The sequence below is a fragment of the Acinetobacter suaedae genome (assembly GCF_008630915.1).
GTDB lineage: Bacteria > Pseudomonadota > Gammaproteobacteria > Pseudomonadales > Moraxellaceae > Acinetobacter > Acinetobacter suaedae.
In genome coordinates this window covers 971,683-994,441 of the sequence record NZ_CP043909.1, presented here as the reverse complement: position 1 = coordinate 994,441, position 22,759 = coordinate 971,683, and the positions used below count along the sequence as shown (strand labels likewise).

The window sequence follows — 22,759 nt, the reverse complement described above, 5'->3', positions numbered from 1 at the left end:
TACACTTTTTCAACTTAATTGAAATATCTCCATGAAGGATAATTCAAATCGACTCAATATAAATCAATACTTTAAAATAAAAATATAGCTCTATAAAAGAAATGATCAATCTCAAAACTTTTGAACTCAACAGGAGGACTCAACTTAAAAACAGCCCTATATTACCCCTGTCCTCATTAATTTTCTGAACGATACTGTGCTGGAATCCATTGATACCCCTTGGCATTCTTACCGATATGACCAATCCCAGGGAAAGCCACATGCGCAGCCCCAATCCACCATTGGTTTTGATAAGCTTGCTCAAAGATATTTTTACGCACTGCTATAGCACGTTTAGAATCAGTATCTGGTTTATAGCTGGCTTCAGGGTATGGAAATTGTACGGCGGCATAATGTACCACATCACCTAAGCCTAAAAATTTCTGCCCATTCTGTCCGTCCACCAGATAAGAAGAATGACCTTCAGTATGACCATGTGTTGTAATCAATTGCACATTCGGTACATTAAAAGAAGCTTTACTAAAAGCAACCAATTGCCCTGCTTGCTGATAAGGTTTTAATGCATCTCGCGTCATTTTGAATAAAGGTTTAAAGAAGTTACTAGCTTTTGCTTCATTTCGGGTAGATGTCCAGTAATCCACATCTTCTTTAGCCAGATAGACTTTGGCATTAGGATAAAGCATTTTTCCATCTAAGCTAATTCCACATAAATGATCAGGATGAGCATGGGTAATTAAAACCGTATCAATCTGATTAGGTTGTACACCGGCCTTTTTTAAATTTTCAGGGACATGACCCAAGCTTGGACCAAAACATTTTGCAGTGCCTGCATCAATTAAAATGTTCTGAGTCGGGGTTTGCACCAGATAAGCGGAAAAATTGGTCACAATCTGATTATGCTCATCGACAGGCACAAAACTTTCTGCAAATAACTGATTGGCTTTTTCTGATGAAATTCCTAGTAAATCACTACGGGGCAAGCCAAACTCACCATCAAATAGAGCTGTGACTTTCAAATTGCCAATCGGTTGTAAGAAATAACCTGGCACCTGCTTTAGCTGTGAGCTAGATTCCGCATGTACTGTAACGGCACTAAAAAGTAATGCAATCAAGATTGGCTTCAATAATTTCATATTTATCACCTCGATATTAGATTGTTTTCAATCTAACTATTTTTAGTGATCAAAATCGCTCAATCATCGACGTGAATCGCTCAATTTAGCTTAATACAAAGATAAAATAGCAGGATCAACCTCATAACGCCGTATAAAGCGCTCTCGAAAGGTCGCAACCGATTGATAGCCTGATCGTGCTGCAATGGTCTTCATTGGTAACTTGTTTGTATATAACAGTTCCAATGCATAGGCGAGACGCGCATGAGTGATAATTTCTCTTAAAGAGCTGTGTTCCTGACTAAGTTTACGGCGTAATGTGGCACTACTTACCCCTAAGCGAGCTTCAATTTCACTAGATTGCCATTGATGCTGTGGATGTTCGAATACCCACTGGTAAATCTGTTGGGAGAGTTTTGGAGGAGGAACAATAAGTACATCTGAACACTGCTGCTGGCATAGCTGCACCAGTATTGCCGCTATACATAAACGTGCTTTTACTAGATCTTGCTCAAATAAAGCAGCTTGCCACTCATGCAAATGGGGAGAAAAATCATTAATTGAAAAATGGAGAATCGTATCGGTTTTATCGGTAACTGGTTTAGCCCAAATCATTTGCGCAGCGAGAATGACCTCTTCACACATAGGTAACAGAATCGTCAAATATTCGCCTGTTTCCGGGTCCGGTATATTGACTGTATCAGCCACTGTATCTGGCTTGATAATAAACAGATCACCTGCACTAAGGTTCACCTGCTGGCTATACAGCTTTATTTGTTGTTGCCCATACAAAATTATCCCCATGTGCAACTGATTCACTTGAATATTTGAAAGTCCATGCTGATTTTTCGCTCGAATGCACAGATAATCACGAGCCATATCAGCTAAGGCCAATCTGACTAGAGAGCGATGTAAATGCTGTGCCTGTATTTCACCAGCAGAATCAATATTCATCCGAAAACCCATAAGAAAACGCCCTTGCGCAATTTATAGCACAAGGGCGTTTTCTTGAATAAGTGGCAGACTGTAAATTACAGCTTGCTAACCAACTCTGGAACAACAGTGTTCAAATCACCAACTAACCAGTAGTCAGCAACGCTGTTGATTGGCGCTTCTTCGTCTTTGTTGATTGCAACAATAACTTTAGAATCTTTCATACCAGCCAAGTGTTGGATTGCACCTGAGATACCGATCGCCATGTAAAGGTCAGGCGCAACGATTTTACCAGTTTGACCTACTTGGAAGTCATTTGGTACGAAACCAGCATCAACCGCAGCACGTGAAGCACCTTGTGCTGCACCAAGCTTATCAGCTAATGGATCAAGTACTTTGTGATAGTTCTCACCAGAACCTACACCACGACCACCAGAAACAACGATACGTGCAGCAGTTAATTCTGGACGATCAAGTTTCACGATTTCTTCGCTAACAAACTTAGAAATACCAGCATCATTTGCTTCAGCAACAGCTTCAACTGCAGCAGAACCACCTTCAGCAGCAACCGCATCAAATGCAGTACCACGAACTGTACCAACGATGATTGCTTCGTCAGATTGAACAGTTGCGATTGCGTTACCTGCATAGATAGGACGCTTGAAAGTGTTTGCAGATTCAACAGAAATGATGTCTGTGATCATGCTTACATCTAGAAGCGCAGCAACACGTGGAAGAAGGTTCTTACCAGTTGTTGTAGAAGCAGCTAATACGTATTTGTAACCACCTTTCGCGATGTCAGCAACTAAGCCAGCAACGTTTTCAGCAAGTTGGTTTGCATAAGCAGCATTGTCAGCAAGTAATACTTTGCTTACGCCAGCAACTTTAGCAGCAGCGTCAGCAACTGCTTGAGCGCCAGAACCAGCAACTAATACAGTAATATCACCACCGATTTTTTGAGCTGCCGCAACAACGTTTAATGTTGCGCCATTCAAAGTTTGGTTGTTGTGATCTGCGATAACTAAAATACTCATGATTTTACTCCCTTAGATCACTTTCGCTTCATTTTTCAATTTTTCAACAAGCTCGTCCACAGACTTCACTTGTACGCCAGCTTTACGTTCAGCAGGTGCTTCAACTTTAATTGTTTTAAGTTTAGTGCCTGTTGTAACGCCAAAATCAGCAGGAGACTTAGTATCAAGCGGCTTTTTACGCGCTTTCATAATGTTTGGAAGCGCAGCATAACGTGGCTCATTCAAACGTAAGTCAGTTGTAATGATTGCTGGAAGACCAAGCTCAACAGTTTGTAAACCACCGTCGATTTCACGAGTTACTTGAACTTTACCACCATCAACTTTAACTTCTGATGCGAAAGTACCTTGACCAGCGCCAAGTAAAGCGCCAAGCATTTGACCTACTTGGTTAGAGTCATCATCAATCGCTTGTTTACCAAGAAGGATAAGTTCTGGTTTCTCAGCATCTACTACGCCTTTCAAGATTTTAGCAACTTCTAAAGCGCCAACTTCATCAGCAGTTTCAACTAAAATACCACGGTCAGCACCTAAAGCCATTGCAGAACGAAGTTGTTCTTGCGCATCTTTAGTACCCACTGAAACAACAACGATTTCTGTAACCGTCCCTTTTTCTTTTAAGCGAACCGCTTCTTCAACTGCGATTTCACAGAATGGGTTGATAGACATTTTAACGTTAGTAAGGTCAACCCCACTATTGTCCGGCTTAACACGAACTTTAACGTTGGCATCAACCACACGTTTTACAGCAACAAGAGCCTTCATGTAATCCTCGGCTGTTCTAAGCAAGTAAATGTAGTAAAGAGTATTCTAACTCTTCGAATGAAACTTTTTAGGTGCCCTATCTTGCAATGTATTTGGCATTTCGGTCAAGTCACAATTTCCGCTAGTGCAATAAAAAAGATGAAATGCCCAGTTCACTAATTTGAAACAACTATTCATTTATTGGTTTTAGTTTATCAATATAATAAATATTACACATTGATTTTTATAATCTTTTAAATAATTCAAAGACCTAATTCAAACTTTATTCTTCAATTTATAATGATCTGTGACGGATCATTTCTTATCACGTTAAACAGACTTCAACTTTATATAAAAATTGGCAATAAAGTAAGCGTCATGATTTAAGAAACTTTCTAGAGAAAGTGGAAAATTCATCGACTATTAAATAAGCAATTTTGCAACATAATATATCAAGAATTAACTTTTTTGCGCTCGAGGATGAGCTTGATCATAAACTTTTGCTAACTGATCAAAGTCTACATGGGTATATATTTGTGTAGTAGATAAATTGCTATGCCCTAACATTTCCTGTACAGAACGCAAATCTCCACTTGCTGAAAGCATATGACTCGCAAAACAATGTCTTAACAAGTGTGGATGTAAGTCAACATTCACCCCTGCGCGCTGAGCTTGTAATTTCACTCGATTTTCAATTTGCCTCGGCATCAAGGCACGTCCCTGCTGTGAGATAAACACCGCCGAGTCCGCCATAAAACCACCTTGCCAAATGCGATAAATTTTCAGCCATTCAATTAAACTTTGTTTTGCTTTGAGTCCGAAAGGGACGATTCGGGTTTTATTGCCCTTACCTGTGATACGCAATAGTTGGCGATTAAAATCAATATCTTTGATGGCCAAGCCTTGCAATTCAGCCAAACGTAACCCACTCGAATATAAAAGTTCCAGCATGGCTTTATCTCGTAGCCATAGTTGTTGGTCAATCAGTTTCTCTGGTGCAGTCTGATCTAAGATTTGATTGATCGTTTCAATATCAACCATACCCGGTAAAGGTCTAGGTTGACGCTTTAACTTAAAATCAGCGGATGGATTATGCTGTAGGTATCGTCCTTGCGCTGCCCATTTCATAAATTGACGAATAGAAGTCAAATGTCGTTGCAAACTACTAGAGCTCAATTGGTCCTGCTCTACCCGAGATGCCAAATACTCTCTTAAATCGGATGCTTCAACATCTTCTAACTGTAACTGTTTATATTCACAAAATTTAAAGAAATCAGCTAGATCACGTTGATAAGCTGAAATCGTATGCGCTGACTGATTTTGAATCACTCTTTCTTTTAACCACATTGACAACAGCTTTTCAGGAGTTTCCAAGTCATTCTCCATCCTATTTACTCCATCGTGATATTCTAGCAATCTTTGTTCTTTGTATTATACAAATCTCGAAGATCATCGCTTATTTGTAATACAATAAATTTCAAGCATTAGACTTTAGCCCACTGCCATGACAACAATTCTAATCCCTTATCTAATCGCAATTACCCTCCTCACGATCACTCCTGGTCTAGATACGACCTTGATTATTCGTACTGCAACACTCGAAGGTAAATTAAAAGCCTTTCAAGCAGCATTGGGAATTAACTTAGGGTGTATTGCTTGGGGACTCATCGTGGCTGGCGGTTTAGGGGCATTATTAATGACTTCTGATCTGGCTTTTAACATTTTAAAATGGATGGGTGCATTCTATCTTGCATGGCTTGGGCTCAATATGCTCCTAAAACCTCGCGCACAACTTACAAATACAGAAACTACTCACTCAACTCAGAACTGGTTTGTTAAAGGTTTTTTAGGTAATTTACTGAATCCTAAAGTTGGTATTTTTTATATTTCATTTCTACCCCAGTTTATTCCACAATCCGCCTCACCAATTGCTTGGACGATGGGGTTAGTAATGATTCATGTAATCATTGGTTTTATCTGGTCGATGTTCCTGATCTATGCCATGCAAACGGTTTCTCATTACTTGAAACAACCCAAATTTATTCGCTATATGGATCGAATTACAGGTAGTATTTTTATTCTGTTTGCACTCAAACTTGCGTTTAGTAAACGTTAATTTGAATTGTGACGATTCAAATAAATATCAATATATGCTGCTACCTGCTGTGCATGTGTATGAGCAAACTGATGATCACCATCCTTTATAATGTGCAGTTCAGCATTTGGAAAGCATTGATTTAAATATTCCCCGACAGTGGGTGGACTCAATGGATCTTGGTCTCCCCACAATAACAATACTGGAATATCAATTGAACCTAACTCAGCATCAAAATCAATATTGGCTGTCACAAACCAATCTGGATATTGTAAATAATGCTGGCTATACCCTTCACGCCAATCTTGAACATCAAAAGGCTCCAGCGGAATACCACCAGACGTGGCAACCAATACTAATCCTTTTACCCATTCAGGTTTCGTTAAAGCAGAGGCCACTGCAAAAATCCCACCCATGGATTGAGCGACAATCACACATTCTTGTTGAACTTTTCCGATCACATAATCAATCAATGCCTCGAAGCTTTCTATATTTTTATCTGCTTCAACACAACCAAATGACGGATAACCTATAATTTCTTTGTCATATCTATCAGGCAACAAATCACTTACAGGTTGCCAAAAATTTAGATCGCCAGATGCACCCGGTAAAAAAATAATTTTATTCTTCATCAGTAACTTCAAACTATTAAAATAAAAAAGAGCACCATAATCTAGTGCTCTTAAGTGCATTAAGATTGGAAATAACGTAAATCCAAACGCCCTTCATATACATATGCAGTTGGACCCGTCATCCAGACGACATCACCTTCACGCCATGCAATATGCAACTTACCACCTGCAAGTTGAACTTCAACCTCACTCGCAAGTAAACCACGACGCATACCACTTACAGCTGCAGCACATGCACCTGTACCACAAGCTAAGGTCTCACCAACACCACGCTCAAACACGCGTAAACGCACGTGCTTTTCATCCAAAATTTGCATAAAGCCTGCATTGACTCGCTCTGGAAAGCGTACATGCGATTCAACTTGTGGACCAATTCCAGCTACATCAGCGGTTAGTACATCTGGAACAATCGTCACTGCATGCGGATTACCCATATTGACCACATCAATATTGATGCTCTTGTCATCAGCAAGCTCTAAGGAATATAACCCCTCAATATCTTCATCGACTTGAGTTACAAACGGAATCTCGTCTGGAAGAAATTTGGGTGGCCCCATATTCACACGAACCCAACCATTGGCACCCAACTCAGGCTCTACGATACCCGCTTTGGTCTGTACACGAATTTTAGTTTTCGTGGTTAAACGGCGTTCATGCACAAAACGTGCAAAACAACGAACCCCATTTCCGCATTGTTCAACTTCGGAACCATCCGCATTAAAAATTCGATATTTAAAATCTACATCTGGAAAATCGGGTGGTTCAACAATTAAAAGTTGATCGAACCCCACTCCAAAATGACGATCTGCTAAACGTTGAATCGTCACGGTATCTAGATAAGCTCGCTGGGTGATGAGATCAACGACCATAAAATCATTGCCCAAACCATGCATTTTGGTAAATTCTAAAAACATCCAATTTACTCCTCAGGCAACAAACGCTCTTTTTCCCAGAGTGATTCTATGGTTTCGCGCTCGCGAATTAAATAGGCTTGATCACCATTGACCATTACTTCAGCAGCTCGACCACGGCTATTATAATTTGAGCTCATCACAAAGCCATACGCACCTGCACCTAAAACAGCTAATACATCGTTTTCTTGTAGAGCCAAATCACGCTCTTTACCCAAGAAATCACCTGTTTCACAGATAGCACCGACGAGATCCCACGTTTTTACTTCAACATCTGGATTTGGATTAACAGGTTGAATATCCATCCACGCCTCATACAATGCTGGACGAATCAAATCATTCATTGCAGCATCAATAATCGCAAAGTTACGATGATTGGTTGGTTTTAACAAATCAACTTTTGTCAGCAAAGCACCTGCATTGGCAGAAATACTACGCCCTGGCTCCATATAAACTTTCAAGCCTAGTTTTTCTAAAGCAGGACGCATTGAATTTGCATATTCAGCCACCGTTGGTGGTGTTTCATCTTTATAACAAACGCCTAAACCACCGCCGATATCAATATGTTTGAGGTTGATCCCAAGTTTTTTCAACTGCTCAATCATTAAAATAACGCGATCAAGTGCATCAACGAAAGGCTTGGTTTCTGTCAATTGTGAACCAATATGACAATCGATACCCACGATTTCTAAATTTGGTAAGGATGCTGCATATTGATATGTTGAATCGACTGCATCACTCGGAATACCGAATTTATTTTCTTTTAGACCTGTCGAAATATATGGATGGGTTTTCGCATCCACATCAGGATTAACGCGCAACGAAATCGGCGCTTTTTTATCAAGTTTCGCTGCGACTTTTTGAATTCGATCTAACTCGGCATATGACTCTACATTGAAACAAGCAATACCCACGGTTAATGCTTTCTCAATATCTGCCTCTGATTTACCCAAGCCAGAAAAAACGATCTTGGCTGGATCACCACCTGCTGCAAGGACACGCGCAAGCTCTCCACCCGTCACAATATCAAAACCAGCACCTAACTTTGCCAAGACATTAAGAACAGCTAAGTTTGAGTTTGACTTCACTGCAAAACAGATTTGATGATCAATAAAATCAAAAGCACGATCCATATCTAAATAATGTTTTTCCAAGGTTGCTTTGGAATAAACATATAAAGGTGTGCCATATTGCTGTGCGAGCTGATCTAATGAACATTGCTCTGCATGCAATACTCCATTAATGCGAGTGAAACTCATGAGGATGTCCTTATTTACAAACTTAAGGTGAAGTGGTCTGAGATTGGGTCGAAGGTTGTGAGGTTTGGTTTTCCACCTTGCCATCATCCGCATTTACATCAGAAGAAGCTTTGGCTGAAGATGCCTCATTCTTGTAAAGTAAGTATTTTGCACGTTTATCATGATTTGGATCAGACGGTAATTGCAATGCACCGGACTGACCACATGCTGTTAATACAACACAACTCAGTAACACACTGATAGAACAAATGACTGGACGCATCTGAGCACCTAACTTTTACGATTCGCAGCAGTATAGCGTGATCAATCGACAGGCTAAAGTCCAAACATAAAAAAAGCCCATTTCTGTTCATTCTTGTGCTTCATAAGATATGAATCCATCATCTCTTCATTGCTATTCAAAATACACTAAGTCGCTTTGAAACACCCGATTTTCTAAATCAATAACGATTTTGACCACTTACCAATTCATCGCTATATTCATTAATATTTCAAGTAAAAATCAAAAAAGCAGCCATTTTGGCTGCTTTTAAGTAGAACATGAAAGTTATAGCATCAAGAGTTAATCTTTTTTCGATTTATTCTTGAGACGATCTTCCCAGAATGTTGCATTACGGATACCAAGTTTAACTGGATCAAATGTGAATTCTGTTACACCAGCTTTTTGCTGTTTCTCATAATCACGTAATGCTTTAATCGTCGGCTTCCAGATGAAGTAAGTCAAGATAATACCAATGATGTTAATCCATGCCATTAAACCAACGCCAATATCACCGATACCCCAAATATAACCAGTTGCACTAATTACACCATAAACAACTGCTGCAATAATGAAGCATTTTGTGAGGAACATTAATGAAGGCGTTTTTGTGATATAGCTGAGGTAAGTAATGTTGGTTTCAGCAATATAGTAGTAAGCAATAATTGTCGTGAAGGCAAAGAAGAATACTGCCAACGCTACAAAGATTTGGCCAAAACCACCAAAAACAGTACTGACTGCCATTTGAGTAAAGGCTGGCGAGCCAATCTCAACCGTTGGACTTACATTTTGTACAATGAATTGACCAGCCTCTAAAGTCCCTTGAACATTATACATTCCTGTGATCAAGATCATAAAAGCCGTTGCTGAGCAGACAAATAAAGTATCAACGTAAACAGAAAAAGACTGCACTAACCCTTGTTGAGCTGGATGCTGTACCTCTGCAGCAGCTGCCGCATGCGGACCAGTACCCTGACCAGCCTCATTTGAATAAACACCACGTTTTACCCCCCAGCCAATTGCAGCGCCAACACCCGCCATCGGTGTAAAAGCATCAGCGAAGATCATACGAATGACATTTGGAAGCTCTTGAATGTTCATAATAATGATGACTAATGCCATGATGATATAGCCAAGAGCCATAAATGGAACAATAACCTGAGCAAATCGAGCGATACGTTTAATACCACCGAAAATAATGATCGATAATAACGTTACGATCACAACAAGCGCGACAAGCTTATATACACCAACATCGCCAAATACGATTGCTCCCTGACCTGTAATCTGCGTAAAAGCATTCCCTACAGCATTCGCTTGGATACCTGGTAAGAATAGACCACAAGAAATAATCGCAGCGATCGCAAATAAAATACCTAACCAACGCTGCCCTAAGCCTTTATCAAAATAGAAAGCCGGACCACCACGATACTGACCTTGGTATTCAACTTTATAAATTTGACCTAAAGTCGATTCCACATAAGCTGTACTCGCACCTAAAAATGCAACAACCCACATCCAAAATACGGCACCTGGACCACCAAAACCAATTGCTGCTGCAACCCCAGCAATATTACCCACACCGACACGACCTGAAAGCGAAACGGATAACGCTTGGAAAGATGAAATCCCCTGTGCTGAGGATGTTCCTTTAATTAATAATCTTCCCATTTCTTTCAGTTGTCGGATTTGAACAAACCGCGTAAGAATAGAGAAAAATAAACCTGCACCTAAGCATAAATAGATTAGCGCTGGGCTCCAGATAACACCATTAAACCAATCAACAATTTCTGCTGCACTCATAAAAATCAACCTTTATATATGTTGAAAATATAACAACTGTTATATTCCCATTTGTCTGAGCAAGAGCAATATCTATGCCATTCAACTTAAGCTTCACGACAAGAATTGAACAAATGCTCAAAGACCTTCCATGGAAAAAGTGAACTGAAGAAATATCTAGACTCAAAAACACACTGTATCTTACTTGTAAAAGTCTTATATCATGTTATTTTTCTGAGCACTTCCCTTTAACCAGTAATATACGAAAAAACGCCCTTTTTCTTTATCCTTATTCAAGAAAAAATGGACTCGACGCATCGTTTTCGTATTTACTTTACTTTTTAACTAATTTACACAAATTTTTCAATTTTAAATATGGCAAAAATTAAAACTGTTTACCGTTGTGAACAATGTGGTGCTGATCATCCGAAATGGGCTGGACAATGTACTGAATGCGGTGAATGGAACTGTTTGGTCGAAGTACGTATCGAACCGACTGTCTCTCATCGTGGTCAGCCTAAAATCGGAGGCTATGCAGGGCAAGTTGCCAATATTACAACACTTAATCAAGTTTCTGTATCAAATGAAACACGTCTAGCGACGGGTGTAAGCGAATTTGATCGCGTCTTAGGCGGAGGCCTAGTAACAGGTTCAGTCGTACTTATCGGCGGTGATCCAGGTATCGGAAAATCTACAATTCTTCTGCAAACAGCTACTCACATGGCTAGCAAGAACAGTTCTGCACTCTATGTCACTGGCGAAGAATCTCTTTCTCAAGTTGCTTTAAGAGCACACCGTTTAGATTTACCTACTGATCAACTTAAAGTGATGGCAGAAACTTGTGTTGAACGTATTTGTGAAGTTTTGGCACAGGAACGCCCTGCTGTTGCCATCTTAGACTCCATTCAAACCCTATATACTGAGACTTTACAATCGGCACCAGGTGGGGTTTCACAAATCCGAGAATCTGCTGCGCTACTCACACGTTTTGCCAAAAACAGTGGTACTGCTTTATTTATCGTAGGGCATGTAACGAAAGAAGGTGCTCTTGCTGGTCCTCGTGTATTAGAACACATGGTAGATTGTGTTTTGTATTTTGAGGGGCAATCTGATTCACGTTATCGCATGATTCGTGCGGTAAAGAACCGTTTTGGTGCAGTGAATGAGTTAGGTGTCTTTGCAATGACCGATAAAGGATTACGAGAAGTTGCAAATCCTTCTGCAATCTTTTTAAGCCGTTATGATGAAGCGATTCCAGGTTCTATCGTGATGATTAGTCGTGAAGGTACTCGCCCCCTACTCGTTGAGGTTCAAGCATTGGTCGATGATGCTCACGGACAACCACGTCGTGTTGCACTAGGGTTAGAGCAAAATCGCCTAAATATGTTGCTTGCGGTGATGCACAGACATGGTGGAGTACAAACTGCAGGGCAAGATGTATATGTCAACGTTGTAGGCGGATTAAAAATTACCGAAACTGGTTCAGACTTAGCTGTTCTACTTGCTTGTGCTTCAAGTCTACGGGGGAAGGCACTGCCTCAACAACTCGCTGTATTTGGTGAAGTTGGTTTGTCGGGTGAAATCCGTCCTGTTCCCAATGGTCAGGAACGTCTAAGAGAAGCCGCAAAACATGGTTTTAAATATGCCATTTTACCGCGTGCCAATGCGCCTCAAAAAGCAATAGATGGGATTCAAGTAATTGCTGTCGCACGTTTGCATGAAGCGTTGACAGAAGCAATGCAACTGAGTGAAGAATTGACATAAAAAAATATACTTTTTTGATTGAAATTCTGCACAAATACCTGCATAAATACACTTACATATTGGAATTGAATAGGAATTTTCGATGCAAGTACACCAGCGTGGCTTGATGGCAGCTTTATTAATGGCAACTTTGGTTGCTGCACCCCTTGCAGAAGCGAAGCGTGCAGGTGGTGGTAAAAGTCATGGCATGAGCCGTTCTAGTTCAAGTCAATCACAGCCAGCAAATAATCAGTCTTATCAGCAACCACGTCAAACCACGCCGGCACAACAGCCTGCTACAGCACCACAGAAATCTGGTCCTGGTGTAGGTGGTATGGTCGCTGCTGGTGTCGCTGGTGCAGCACTTGGTGCAGTAGCAGCAAATGCAATGGCTGATGATAATAAAGATCCTGCTCAAACTGAGCAGCAAGCTGTAGCAGCGGAGGAAGAGAAACAAGGGCTTCCAAGCTGGATATGGGTCTTACTTGCAGCAGCTGCCGCTTTCTTTGTGTTCCGCAAATTAGGCGCAAAAAAAAAATTAGCAGCCAATAACCCATACGCTCCAAACAATGGTGGCCCGAACCCAAATCAGTTTAGCCGCCAAAGTTCACAACCAACTGCTCGCCAAACAGGTGACAACACCAATATCTTTGGTCAAGCAGTTGGCGGTGGTGCTGCAACACAGTCTCCTTTTGGAAATGCACCAACTCAAGCTCCATTCGGTAGTGCAACCATGAATAGTGGTAATCAATTACCAGATGGCACTGAACCTGCAGCCTTTTTACGTATTGCTCGTCAACGCTTTAACCATATTCAGTCCATGAACACTGCGAGTAATATTCAGGAAATTCGCCGTTATTTAACGCCTGATTTATATGCATCAATGTATCAAGACATTATGGCAAACCAAGACCAAGACGTAGCTGAGTTTAGTAATCTCAATGCGATGGTTGCGGAAAGTACAACCGAAAATGGTCAATATATTGTGAGTGTGCGCTTTACTGGCACTGTAAGTGAAGATCTAAATAGTTTGCCACAACCATTTACTGAGATTTGGCATTTTGTTAAAGATGTTGGTTCACAGCAAGATTGGGTTGTTGCTGGGATTCAACAAGCTTAAAGCACTGTAGTTAAAAAGATAAAAAGAGCTGTTTCGACAGCTCTTTTTTGTCATCAGAATAAACTAACGACTTGAGTCTTGCCCTAGTATTCATTGCCACTTAGGCAGCACCACTATACCCTGTGTGGCATCCTTCATTTATAGACAGTGATAGTCGTATTATTATGTTCTATGTAAGCATCATGCCAACTAGAATGTCATTTTAAAATTTAACTTTATTAAAAAACAAGCCAATGACTATCCCCACAAAGTAGGATGTAGAATAGTATGACCATAGATCATCAGAGATGAAAGGAGCAAAAATTAACATGTATAAGCAAGAAGAAAATGATAATAACCATGCAAAAATTACAGAAAATATTTGAGCAGTTTGTACTCTAAAGCCTATTTGAAGAAAAATAGAATAAAGAATAGAAGAAGATTTATTGAGTAACACCTCATAATACGCCACCCATAATACACCTAAGACAATACCCAATAAAAGAATCAGAGGAATATCATAAATCACATAAAATACTCATTAACAAATACCTTGTTTATCATAAAACACCCTCATAATAATTAAAGTTTTGGTGCTTATTTTATATTCTCAAAATAGTAGTTAACCCGATTTTTGTACTTACCAATGATGTCATCAATACAAGCCAACCATCCGAATAATGGAATCATAGCTTAAACAGAAGTCGGGTAATTTAGAATAATAAAAAAGCCTTGCCGTAGCAAAGCTTTTATCATCTTTCAATCAGCTCAAATTAAGAGACAAATTGCAAGAACAACCAGTATAAACCACCAGATAATGCGATCGTTGCTGGTAACGTAAATACCCATGCCGAAAGAATCGTTCTAATCGTAGCAAAGTTTAAGCCTGATTTATTTGCGACCATCGTACCTGCAACCGCACTGTTTAAAACATGTGTTGTTGAAACGGGCATACCAAAACCATCAGCAGCAGCAATCGTACTCATCGCAACCAATTCAGCAGACATCCCTTGACCATAAGTCATGTGATTCTTACCAATACGCTCACCCACTGTAATAACGATACGTTTCCAACCCACCATTGTTCCTAGACCAAGGGCCAATGCAACGGCAACTTTTACCCAGTTAGGAATGTACTGTAGGAATGAATCCATATTGTTACGATAGTCTTTCACTACTTTTTGTTGTTCTGTGGTCATTGCAGGTAGAGCATCTGCTTTATCTAGGCGCTTAAACGTCGTGGTGCTTAAATACATATCATTACGCAACTCAGCAACCCCAGCTTCTGGAATATCTTTAAGATCACCATAAGCGGCAACTTTTTCACCTAAATGTCCAGTCATACTCGCCAATGCAGGTAAAACTTCAGGTGTTTGTTCTTTGGTTTGAATATATTTTGTGAGGATATCGCGGGCATTTTCATCAGAAAATTCTTGTTGATCAGCATTCAATACCAATGCAGTTTGAGCTGATAATTGCTCAAAAGATTGCAAATGCTTTTCGTCTAAGCTTTTATTCAATGAATAAGCCAATGGAACCAAGCCAATCAAGATCAACATGATTAACCCCATCCCCTTTTGACCATCATTTGAACCGTGAGCAAAACTCACACCTGTACAAGTGAAAATCAAAATACCGCGGATGAGTGGTGGCGGTGGCTTATTTCCAACAGGAGGTTGGAACAACTCCATTTGGCGTTTAAAGATTTTTTTCACCAATAAGAATAAAACGGCTGCAAAAGCAAAACCAATCATTGGAGAAAATAATAACGCCTTACCGACTTTTAATACCTGATCCATGTCAATGCCACTGGTTGCTCCAGTTGATGCATTTAACAGATGATTCATGATCCCCACACCTAAAATCGAACCAATTAAAGTGTGCGAACTCGACGCTGGGATACCCAAAAACCAAGTACCAAGGTTCCATAAAATCGCTGCAATCAACAGCGCGAAAACCATGGCAAAACCAGCCCCACTGCCAACATTCATAATCATTTCGACAGGCAATAATGCAATGATACCGTAAGCAACTGCACCACTTGCCACCATAACCCCTAAGAAGTTACAGAAGCCTGCCCACATGACCGCTACTGGTGCAGGAAGCGCATTGGTATAAATCACCGTCGCAACAGCATTTGCAGTATCATGAAAACCGTTTACAAATTCGAATGCCAAGGCAATAAATAGTGCCGTAGATAATAAAATAACTGAATATAAACTTAATGGTGGCACATGTGATAAATCAGCACTCACCTGAAAACCAATATAAATCAGTGTAGCAACAATGACTGTTAAGAACACCGGCATAAAAAATTTAGGTGTTGGTACATGTACATTCGTCGATTGGGCTTGCGATTCTGTCGCAACTGGTGAATCCGAAGCAGGAGGTAGATTTGAATTCATGTAGACGGCTGGAGGATAAAAAAATCCCCCATATTGTTTAATTAAATTATGACAATTATATGACAAAGCTTTGTCACATGAACTCAAATTTTCATCATTTCATCACTTTCACACCAATTTTTTGTATCGAAACAGTGCGTTAAATCAAAATTAATCCATATTTTTCAACAAAATAAAGCAATATCAGGGTTAGAATAAATCGTTGTCTGATTTTGCAACAAACGCAAAAAAATATGACTTTTATTGGTCATACTGCGAACGTTTTGCTTTATTTTTAAGCATTATTACCTCGAATTGTTGCACTTTGATGAAAGTTTTATGACATTTTTCAATTTGAATGCGCGGTTCACCGCCTTTTAGATGGAAAATAAGCGCTTCAGCATTGCTTCTGCTACAATGCGTCTGCTTTTTATCTTTGCCATTACTGGGGTTCCTTATGTCCACGCTTGCCACCCTAAAATCTCTTCTCGCCCAACGTATCCTGATTATTGACGGTGCAATGGGAACCATGATTCAACGCCATAAGTTAGAAGAAGAAGATTATCGTGGTGAACGTTTTGCAGATTGGGCTTCTGATCTTAAAGGTAATAACGATCTTTTAGTATTGACTCAACCGCAGATTATTCAGGGCATCCATGAAGCTTATTTGGATGCTGGTGCAGATATTATTGAAACCAACAGCTTTAATGGTACCCGTGTTTCGATGTCTGACTACCACATGGAAGACCTTGTTCCAGAGATCAACCGTGAAGCGGCACGTCTCGCCAGAGCAGCATGTGATAAATATTCAACCCCAGAAAAACCTCGTTTTGTGGCAGGTGTACTCGGCCCTACATCTCGTACCTGTTCAATCTCACCAAACGTCAATGATCCAGCATTCCGTAATATTACTTTCGATGAACTAAAAGAAAATTATATCGAAGCAACGCATGCCTTAATTGAAGGCGGTGCTGACATCCTGTTGATCGAAACAGTTTTCGATACCTTGAACTGTAAAGCTGCAATTTTTGCAGTCAAAGAAGTATTTAAACAAATCGGTTATGAACTTCCATTGATGATCTCAGGTACGATCACAGATGCCTCAGGTCGTACATTGACAGGTCAAACCGCTGAAGCATTCTGGAACTCAGTACGTCATGGTGACTTGCTGTCAATTGGTTTTAACTGCGCATTGGGTGCAGATGCAATGCGCCCTCACGTTAAAACCATTGCTGACGTTGCCGATACTTTTATATCTGCTCACCCAAATGCTGGCTTACCGAATGCATTTGGTGAGTATGATGAAACCCCAGAACAAACTGCTGCTTTTATTAAAGAATTTGCTGAAAGCGGTTTAATCAATATTACAGGTGGTTGCTGTGGTACGACACCAGATCATATTCGTGCCATTGCCAATGCAGTAAAAGACATTGCACCTCGCCAAGTCCCAGAAACAGTTCATGCTTGCCGTTTAAGTGGTTTAGAACCATTTAATATTTATGATGATTCTTTATTCGTGAACGTCGGTGAACGTACCAACGTCACAGGATCAAAAAAATTCCTACGTTTGATCCGTGAAGAGAACTTTGCAGAAGCTTTAGAAGTTGCTCAGCAACAGGTGGAAGCTGGTGCGCAAATCATCGACATTAACATGGATGAAGGGATGCTCGATTCGCAAGGTGCGATGGTGCATTTCCTGAACCTTGTCGCTTCAGAACCTGATATTTCTCGTGTACCAATCATGATTGACTCATCGAAATGGGAAATCATTGAAGCAGGTCTAAAATGTGTTCAAGGTAAACCGGTTGTAAACTCGATTTCCCTAAAAGAAGGTTATGACGAGTTTGTCGAAAAAGCTCGCCTCTGCCGTCAGTACGGTGCAGCAGTTATTGTCATGGCTTTTGACGAAGTTGGTCAGGCAGATACCGCAGAGCGTAAGCGCGAAATTTGTAAACGCTCTTATGACATTTTAGTCAATGAAGTTGGCTATCCAGCTGAAGATATTATTTTCGATCCAAACGTTTTTGCAGTGGCAACAGGGATCGAAGAACACAATAACTATGCCGTAGACTTTATTGAGGCGACTGGTTGGATCAAACAAAACTTACCACATGCCATGATTTCAGGTGGTGTTTCTAACGTTTCGTTCTCATTCCGTGGTAATGAGCCTGTACGTGAAGCGATTCACTCCGTGTTCCTCTACCATGCCATCAAACAAGGCATGACCATGGGTATCGTGAATGCTGGTCAGATGGCAATTTATGACGACATTCCAAAAGAACTAAAAGACGCTGTTGAAGATGTTGTTCTGAACCAAAATCAAGGTGAATCAGGTCAGCTTGCGACTGAACGCTTACTGGAAGTTGCAGAAAAGTATCGTGGTCAAGGTGGTGCAGCCAAAGAAGCTGAAAATCTTGAATGGCGTAATGAGCCTGTTGAAAAACGTCTTGAATACGCACTTGTTAAAGGTATCACCACTTATATCGATCAAGATACTGAAGAAGCACGTTTAAAGTCAAAACGTCCGCTTGATGTGATCGAAGGCCCATTAATGGACGGCATGAACGTGGTCGGTGACTTGTTTGGTTCAGGAAAAATGTTCCTTCCTCAAGTTGTTAAATCTGCACGTGTCATGAAACAAGCGGTGGCATGGCTCAACCCATACATTGAAGCAGAAAAATCAGAAGGACAGTCTAAAGGTAAAGTCCTGATGGCAACAGTAAAAGGTGACGTACACGATATTGGTAAAAATATTGTGGGTGTTGTCTTAGGTTGTAATGGTTACGACATCGTTGACCTCGGCGTGATGGTACCTGCGGAAAAAATTCTGCAAACAGCAATTGATGAGAAATGTGACATCATTGGTTTGTCTGGTTTGATCACTCCATCTTTGGATGAAATGGTCTTTGTAGCCAAAGAAATGCAACGTAAAGGCTTTAACATTCCTTTATTGATCGGCGGTGCAACTACATCCAAAGCACATACCGCAGTTAAAATTGATCCTCAATATTCAAATGATGCAGTAATTTATGTGGCTGATGCCTCTCGTGCAGTGGGTGTGGCAACTACCCTACTTTCTCCTGAAATGCGCGGTAACTTTATTGCAGAGCATCGTGCGGAATATGCCAAGATTCGTGAACGCTTAGCGAACAAGCAACCTAAAGCTGCAAAATTGAGTTATGCAGAATCAGTCGAAAATGGTTTTAAAATAGATAATCACTATGTCCCACCAAAACCAAATACTTTGGGTACACAAGTTATTAAGAATTATCCGCTTGAAACCTTAGTTGAATATTTTGATTGGACACCATTCTTTATCTCTTGGAGTTTGGCGGGTAAATTCCCGAAAATTTTAGAAGATGAAGTGGTCGGTGAAGCAGCGACTGATCTTTATAATCAAGCGCAAGCGATGCTGAAAGACATCATTGAAAATAAACGTTTCGATGCCCGTGCTGTATTTGGCTTATACCCTGCTCAGCGTACTGGTGCAGATACCGTCAGCGTATTTGACGAATCAGGTCAAAATCGCACTCACACCTTTGAGCATGTACGTCAGCAATCAGACAAAGTGACAGGTAAACCAAACTTGTCTTTGGCGGATTATATTAAGCCTTCTGAACAGCCTGAGGATTATCTCGGTGGTTTCACGGTGTCGATCTTTGGCGCTGAAGAATTGGCAAATGAATATAAAGCCAAAGGTGATGACTATTCAGCGATTCTGATTCAGTCTTTAGCGGATCGTTTTGCAGAAGCATTCGCTGAGCATTTACATGAACGTATTCGTAAAGAGTTCTGGGGCTATAAAGCAGATGAAACGTTGAGCAATGAAGAACTGATCAAAGAAAAGTATGTCGGTATTCGTCCTGCACCAGGTTACCCTGCTTGTCCTGAACACTCTGAAAAAGCAGTATTATTTGATTGGTTAGGCTCAGAAGAAAAGATTGGTACCAAACTGACTGAACACTTTGCCATGATGCCGCCTTCTTCTGTCAGTGGTTTCTATTATTCACATCCTCAAAGTGAATACTTTAATGTGGGCAAAATCTCTCAAGATCAGCTTGAAGATTATGCAAAACGTAAAGGCTGGACACTGGATGTAGCGAAACGCTGGTTAGCACCGAATTTAGATGATTCGATTGGTTAAACTCATGTGATAAAAAATCCCCTCGATTGAGGGGATTTTTTTGAATTGAATCTCGTTTGCCTTCTTTAAAAAGAGAGAGATATCATATAATTAATCGAATTAGGTGACTGCTCCTCCCTTTTTCAAAGGGAGGTTGGGAGGGATTGCTAATTAATTCCAGTTATAAATCTCAAGGTATCTTTTGCATAACCATGTAAAGTCGAAAAATCTATACCTTGAATACAAGTATCAAAGCCATCAGCGTGATGATAAGTTTTCGAAAACTCATTGATTGACTGAATTTCAGCCAACCTTTGGTTTTTGTCGAATAAAGGACTTTTTACATTTTTTTCTTCTCTAATCATTGTAATCATATTTCCTAACCAGAGATCCTCAGTAAAAATCTTTGGAAATAGAAATCTTAAATATGCTTCAAGAATTGGCCGTAAAGATCTTGCTATTTCAGTTTTTTGTTCCTCTTTTCCGGCATAAACAAAATCCCAAAGCTTGTAATATTCCTGATAATAAGAATGTAAAACATAAGAATCAAAATTTTGACGTACAGTTAATTTACTATTACAGACTTTTTTACTATTTGGATCAAAAGGATCAAAGTCTATTAATTTAGTTTCAACTTCATAACACTTCGCACTTTTAGAAATAGCACTTAATTTGCTTATGTCTGAAAGAAAAAATGGATCATGACTTAAAACAAAGATTTGAAACTCTCTTTCAACTAAGTACTGAATTTCTTGAATAGTAGCTTTTCTTCTATGCTCATCTAATGAACTCATTGGATCATCAAAAAATATAATTGATGGTTCAAAATTTTCACCCTTAAACTTAGATAGGAAAAAAGCGAGGGCTAAGGCTGATTTATCTCCAGAACTTAAAACTCTTTCGAAAATTATCTCATTATGATTCAAAATTGATAATTCCTTATCCAAAAATGTAATACCGTAAGATATACGGCTCACACCTCTATGTCCTTTATTATCCTTTTCAAATGAGCTAAGCCTAATCATTGAGTTAAATTTCTTTAATAATTCATTGATTCCGTCTTTATGCTTTTCAATAAGAATCTTTTGTTCTTCTAGAATTAAATCTCGTAATTCAGTCATAGATTTCGTTTTTTCATCTTTATCATTTTTGTACTTACTAAAACTTTCAAGATCAGAAATTACTTCTTTAGAAAACCGCAATTTTATTAATTTTAATTCTGAAATTTTTTGATTAATTATTTGACTTTGATCTTGTGATAATGTTTCCAAGTACTTATCAATTCTTTTATTAAACATTAAGACTTTATCGTTATAATCAGTAAAATTAGCATTCTGATAGATTAAGTTTAAAAGTTCATCAAATTTATTAAAATTAATGGATGCTAAAATATCTTTTTCTTTCTTCGTTATTAACCCCCTGACCTCATGAAAGAAAATTTTATATGCATTCTTCAAATCCTTTAATTCGATTATCAAGTCTAATTTTTCAATCCGATCAGACCATGTTTGAATCAAATCACAATTTGAGGCAATTATCTCAACTAACTCATCAAGACGTATACCTATTTCATAAGCTTTTGATTCGAAGTTTGAATATTTCTTTAATTCAAAATCATCACAAGCCTGTTTATAAGAATCCGTTATAAACTGACTGTAAAAACTAAAAATTGGTGAGTTGTCTAAACTTTGGGCACAAAATGGACAATTGTTTGTATGTGTTACTAGCTCTATACCATCTTTAATCCAATTTTCATCATCTTTTGCAAAATGTTCTTTTATATGCTGAGTTACTTTCTCTTGAGCTTCTTTCGAAATCACTTCTAAGTTAGTCTCAAAAATACTTTTATCAAATTTAGGATTAACCAAACTTAAAAATGACAGTTTTTTTCTTTGTCGATATAAGTTAACTGACTTTTGATCTATCAGTTTTTCATTCAATTTAGTAATTTCTTCATCCACATTATCCGTACTAGGAATCTTTTTGATTTGCTCAATTGTTCTATTAAATTGTGTCTTTAGTTTTGCTTCCAATGGTTGTATTAAACTTGTTAAAGCAGTTATTTCACTTTTTAACCTATCAACTTCTTTTTGTTTATCAACTGATACTTTTCCCAAACAAAAATCATAATAGTTGACTAACTGAGAGCTTTCCACACCATTTGTAGAATATAAATTTTCGTCTACAAAGTCTTGATTAAAAATATGAAATTCTGGTGCTTTATCTAAGGTAGCTAAAGTTATACTGTTACCTTTAATCATAAAATTAAAAAATGGCTCTTTTTCGTTCTCCAAGGGAGCTAATTTCTTAATCTTTTCTATATCTCTTTTATTAATCAAATCTAGAATTTTTGTTAGTGTTGATTTTCCAGCTCCATTCCTTCCGTAAATTAAATTTAACTGACCAAAATCATTTTCTGAACCACCTTTACTACCAGTATGTTGCCATTGTTTTACATTCTCTAGTTTAATAATTTTCGTAAACACAATATCCTCTCAAATTTTAATTTTTTATCTAAAGTCAAACTCACACAAATTAGACCGAATAAAATACAAATAGTCTATAACTTTTAATCCTCCCCAACCCTCCTTTAAAAAAGGAGGGAGTATCATGAATCCAAAAACGTCATTAAATTTCCTTAAATTCCACTTT

16 protein-coding genes are annotated in these 22,759 nt (G+C 39.1%); 4 read left to right on the top strand and 12 right to left on the bottom strand.

Features of this window, described 5'->3' with window-relative positions:
• Positions 1-176: 176 nt before the first annotated feature.
• The 5 genes from F2A31_RS04600 to F2A31_RS04580 all read right to left on the bottom strand — a co-directional run bounded on the left by F2A31_RS04600 (position 177) and on the right by F2A31_RS04580 (position 5,167).
• On the bottom strand, positions 177-1,133 hold the full coding sequence (locus F2A31_RS04600; protein WP_150025394.1) for an MBL fold metallo-hydrolase: 957 nt from the start codon (positions 1,131-1,133) through the stop codon (positions 177-179).
• A 90-nt stretch (positions 1,134-1,223) separates the two neighbouring features.
• On the bottom strand, positions 1,224-2,066 hold the full coding sequence (locus tag F2A31_RS04595) for a helix-turn-helix transcriptional regulator (protein ID WP_150025393.1): 843 nt from the start codon (positions 2,064-2,066) through the stop codon (positions 1,224-1,226).
• Between the two features lie 77 nt (positions 2,067-2,143).
• Entirely contained in the window at positions 2,144-3,079 is a 936-nt protein-coding gene (locus tag F2A31_RS04590; RefSeq protein ID WP_150025392.1) for an FAD-binding protein, read from the bottom strand.
• A 12-nt stretch (positions 3,080-3,091) separates the two neighbouring features.
• Positions 3,092-3,841, bottom strand: coding sequence for an electron transfer flavoprotein subunit beta/FixA family protein (locus tag F2A31_RS04585; protein WP_150025391.1), 750 nt, complete (start codon positions 3,839-3,841; stop codon positions 3,092-3,094).
• A 438-nt stretch (positions 3,842-4,279) separates the two neighbouring features.
• A complete protein-coding gene (locus F2A31_RS04580; protein WP_171490631.1) occupies positions 4,280-5,167 on the bottom strand; it encodes a tyrosine recombinase XerC in 888 nt (295 codons plus the stop codon).
• Positions 5,168-5,324: 157 nt separating this feature from the next.
• On the opposite strand from F2A31_RS04580, the gene F2A31_RS04575 reads away from it, so the two are divergent.
• On the top strand, positions 5,325-5,936 hold the full coding sequence (locus tag F2A31_RS04575; RefSeq protein ID WP_150025389.1) for a LysE family translocator: 612 nt from the start codon (positions 5,325-5,327) through the stop codon (positions 5,934-5,936).
• On the opposite strand, the gene F2A31_RS04570 is transcribed toward F2A31_RS04575, so the two are convergent.
• The 5 genes from F2A31_RS04570 to F2A31_RS04550 all read right to left on the bottom strand — a co-directional run bounded on the left by F2A31_RS04570 (position 5,933) and on the right by F2A31_RS04550 (position 10,779).
• Positions 5,933-6,547 (bottom strand): alpha/beta fold hydrolase, encoded by a 615-nt coding sequence (locus F2A31_RS04570; protein ID WP_215899260.1) that lies wholly within the window; start codon positions 6,545-6,547, stop codon positions 5,933-5,935. The genes F2A31_RS04575 and F2A31_RS04570 overlap by 4 nt on opposite strands.
• A gap of 59 nt (positions 6,548-6,606) precedes the next feature.
• The gene (dapF, locus tag F2A31_RS04565; RefSeq protein ID WP_150025387.1) at positions 6,607-7,461 is read right to left on the bottom strand and encodes a diaminopimelate epimerase; all 855 of its coding nucleotides are present in this window, start codon (positions 7,459-7,461) and stop codon (positions 6,607-6,609) included.
• Between the two features lie 5 nt (positions 7,462-7,466).
• Positions 7,467-8,717, bottom strand: a complete 1,251-nt coding sequence (gene lysA, locus F2A31_RS04560) for a diaminopimelate decarboxylase (RefSeq protein WP_150025386.1) — start codon at positions 8,715-8,717, stop codon at positions 7,467-7,469.
• A 22-nt stretch (positions 8,718-8,739) separates the two neighbouring features.
• Positions 8,740-8,979 (bottom strand): LPS translocon maturation chaperone LptM, encoded by a 240-nt coding sequence (gene lptM, locus F2A31_RS04555; RefSeq protein ID WP_150025385.1) that lies wholly within the window; start codon positions 8,977-8,979, stop codon positions 8,740-8,742.
• A 300-nt stretch (positions 8,980-9,279) separates the two neighbouring features.
• Positions 9,280-10,779 carry an alanine/glycine:cation symporter family protein gene (locus F2A31_RS04550; protein ID WP_150025384.1) on the bottom strand — a complete coding sequence of 500 codons (1,500 nt, stop codon included), beginning with the start codon at positions 10,777-10,779 and terminating at the stop codon, positions 9,280-9,282.
• 354 nt (positions 10,780-11,133) lie between these two features.
• Between F2A31_RS04550 and radA the strand changes: the two genes are divergently transcribed.
• Together radA and F2A31_RS04540 are read left to right on the top strand one after the other, a co-directional pair.
• Positions 11,134-12,522: a DNA repair protein RadA gene (radA, locus tag F2A31_RS04545; protein WP_150025383.1), complete on the top strand. Its 1,389-nt coding sequence runs from the start codon at positions 11,134-11,136 to the stop codon at positions 12,520-12,522.
• Positions 12,523-12,604: 82 nt separating this feature from the next.
• Positions 12,605-13,621: a Tim44 domain-containing protein gene (locus tag F2A31_RS04540; RefSeq protein WP_150025382.1), complete on the top strand. Its 1,017-nt coding sequence runs from the start codon at positions 12,605-12,607 to the stop codon at positions 13,619-13,621.
• 752 nt (positions 13,622-14,373) lie between these two features.
• Here F2A31_RS04540 and F2A31_RS04535 read toward each other — a convergent pair.
• Positions 14,374-16,005 (bottom strand): inorganic phosphate transporter, encoded by a 1,632-nt coding sequence (locus tag F2A31_RS04535; RefSeq protein ID WP_150025381.1) that lies wholly within the window; start codon positions 16,003-16,005, stop codon positions 14,374-14,376.
• 436 nt (positions 16,006-16,441) lie between these two features.
• Between F2A31_RS04535 and metH the strand changes: the two genes are divergently transcribed.
• A complete protein-coding gene (metH, locus tag F2A31_RS04525; protein ID WP_150025380.1) occupies positions 16,442-20,128 on the top strand; it encodes a methionine synthase in 3,687 nt (1,228 codons plus the stop codon).
• A 146-nt stretch (positions 20,129-20,274) separates the two neighbouring features.
• Here metH and F2A31_RS04520 read toward each other — a convergent pair whose 3' ends face one another.
• The gene (locus F2A31_RS04520; RefSeq protein WP_171490558.1) at positions 20,275-22,593 is read right to left on the bottom strand and encodes an AAA family ATPase; all 2,319 of its coding nucleotides are present in this window, start codon (positions 22,591-22,593) and stop codon (positions 20,275-20,277) included.
• Positions 22,594-22,759 lie beyond the last annotated feature (166 nt).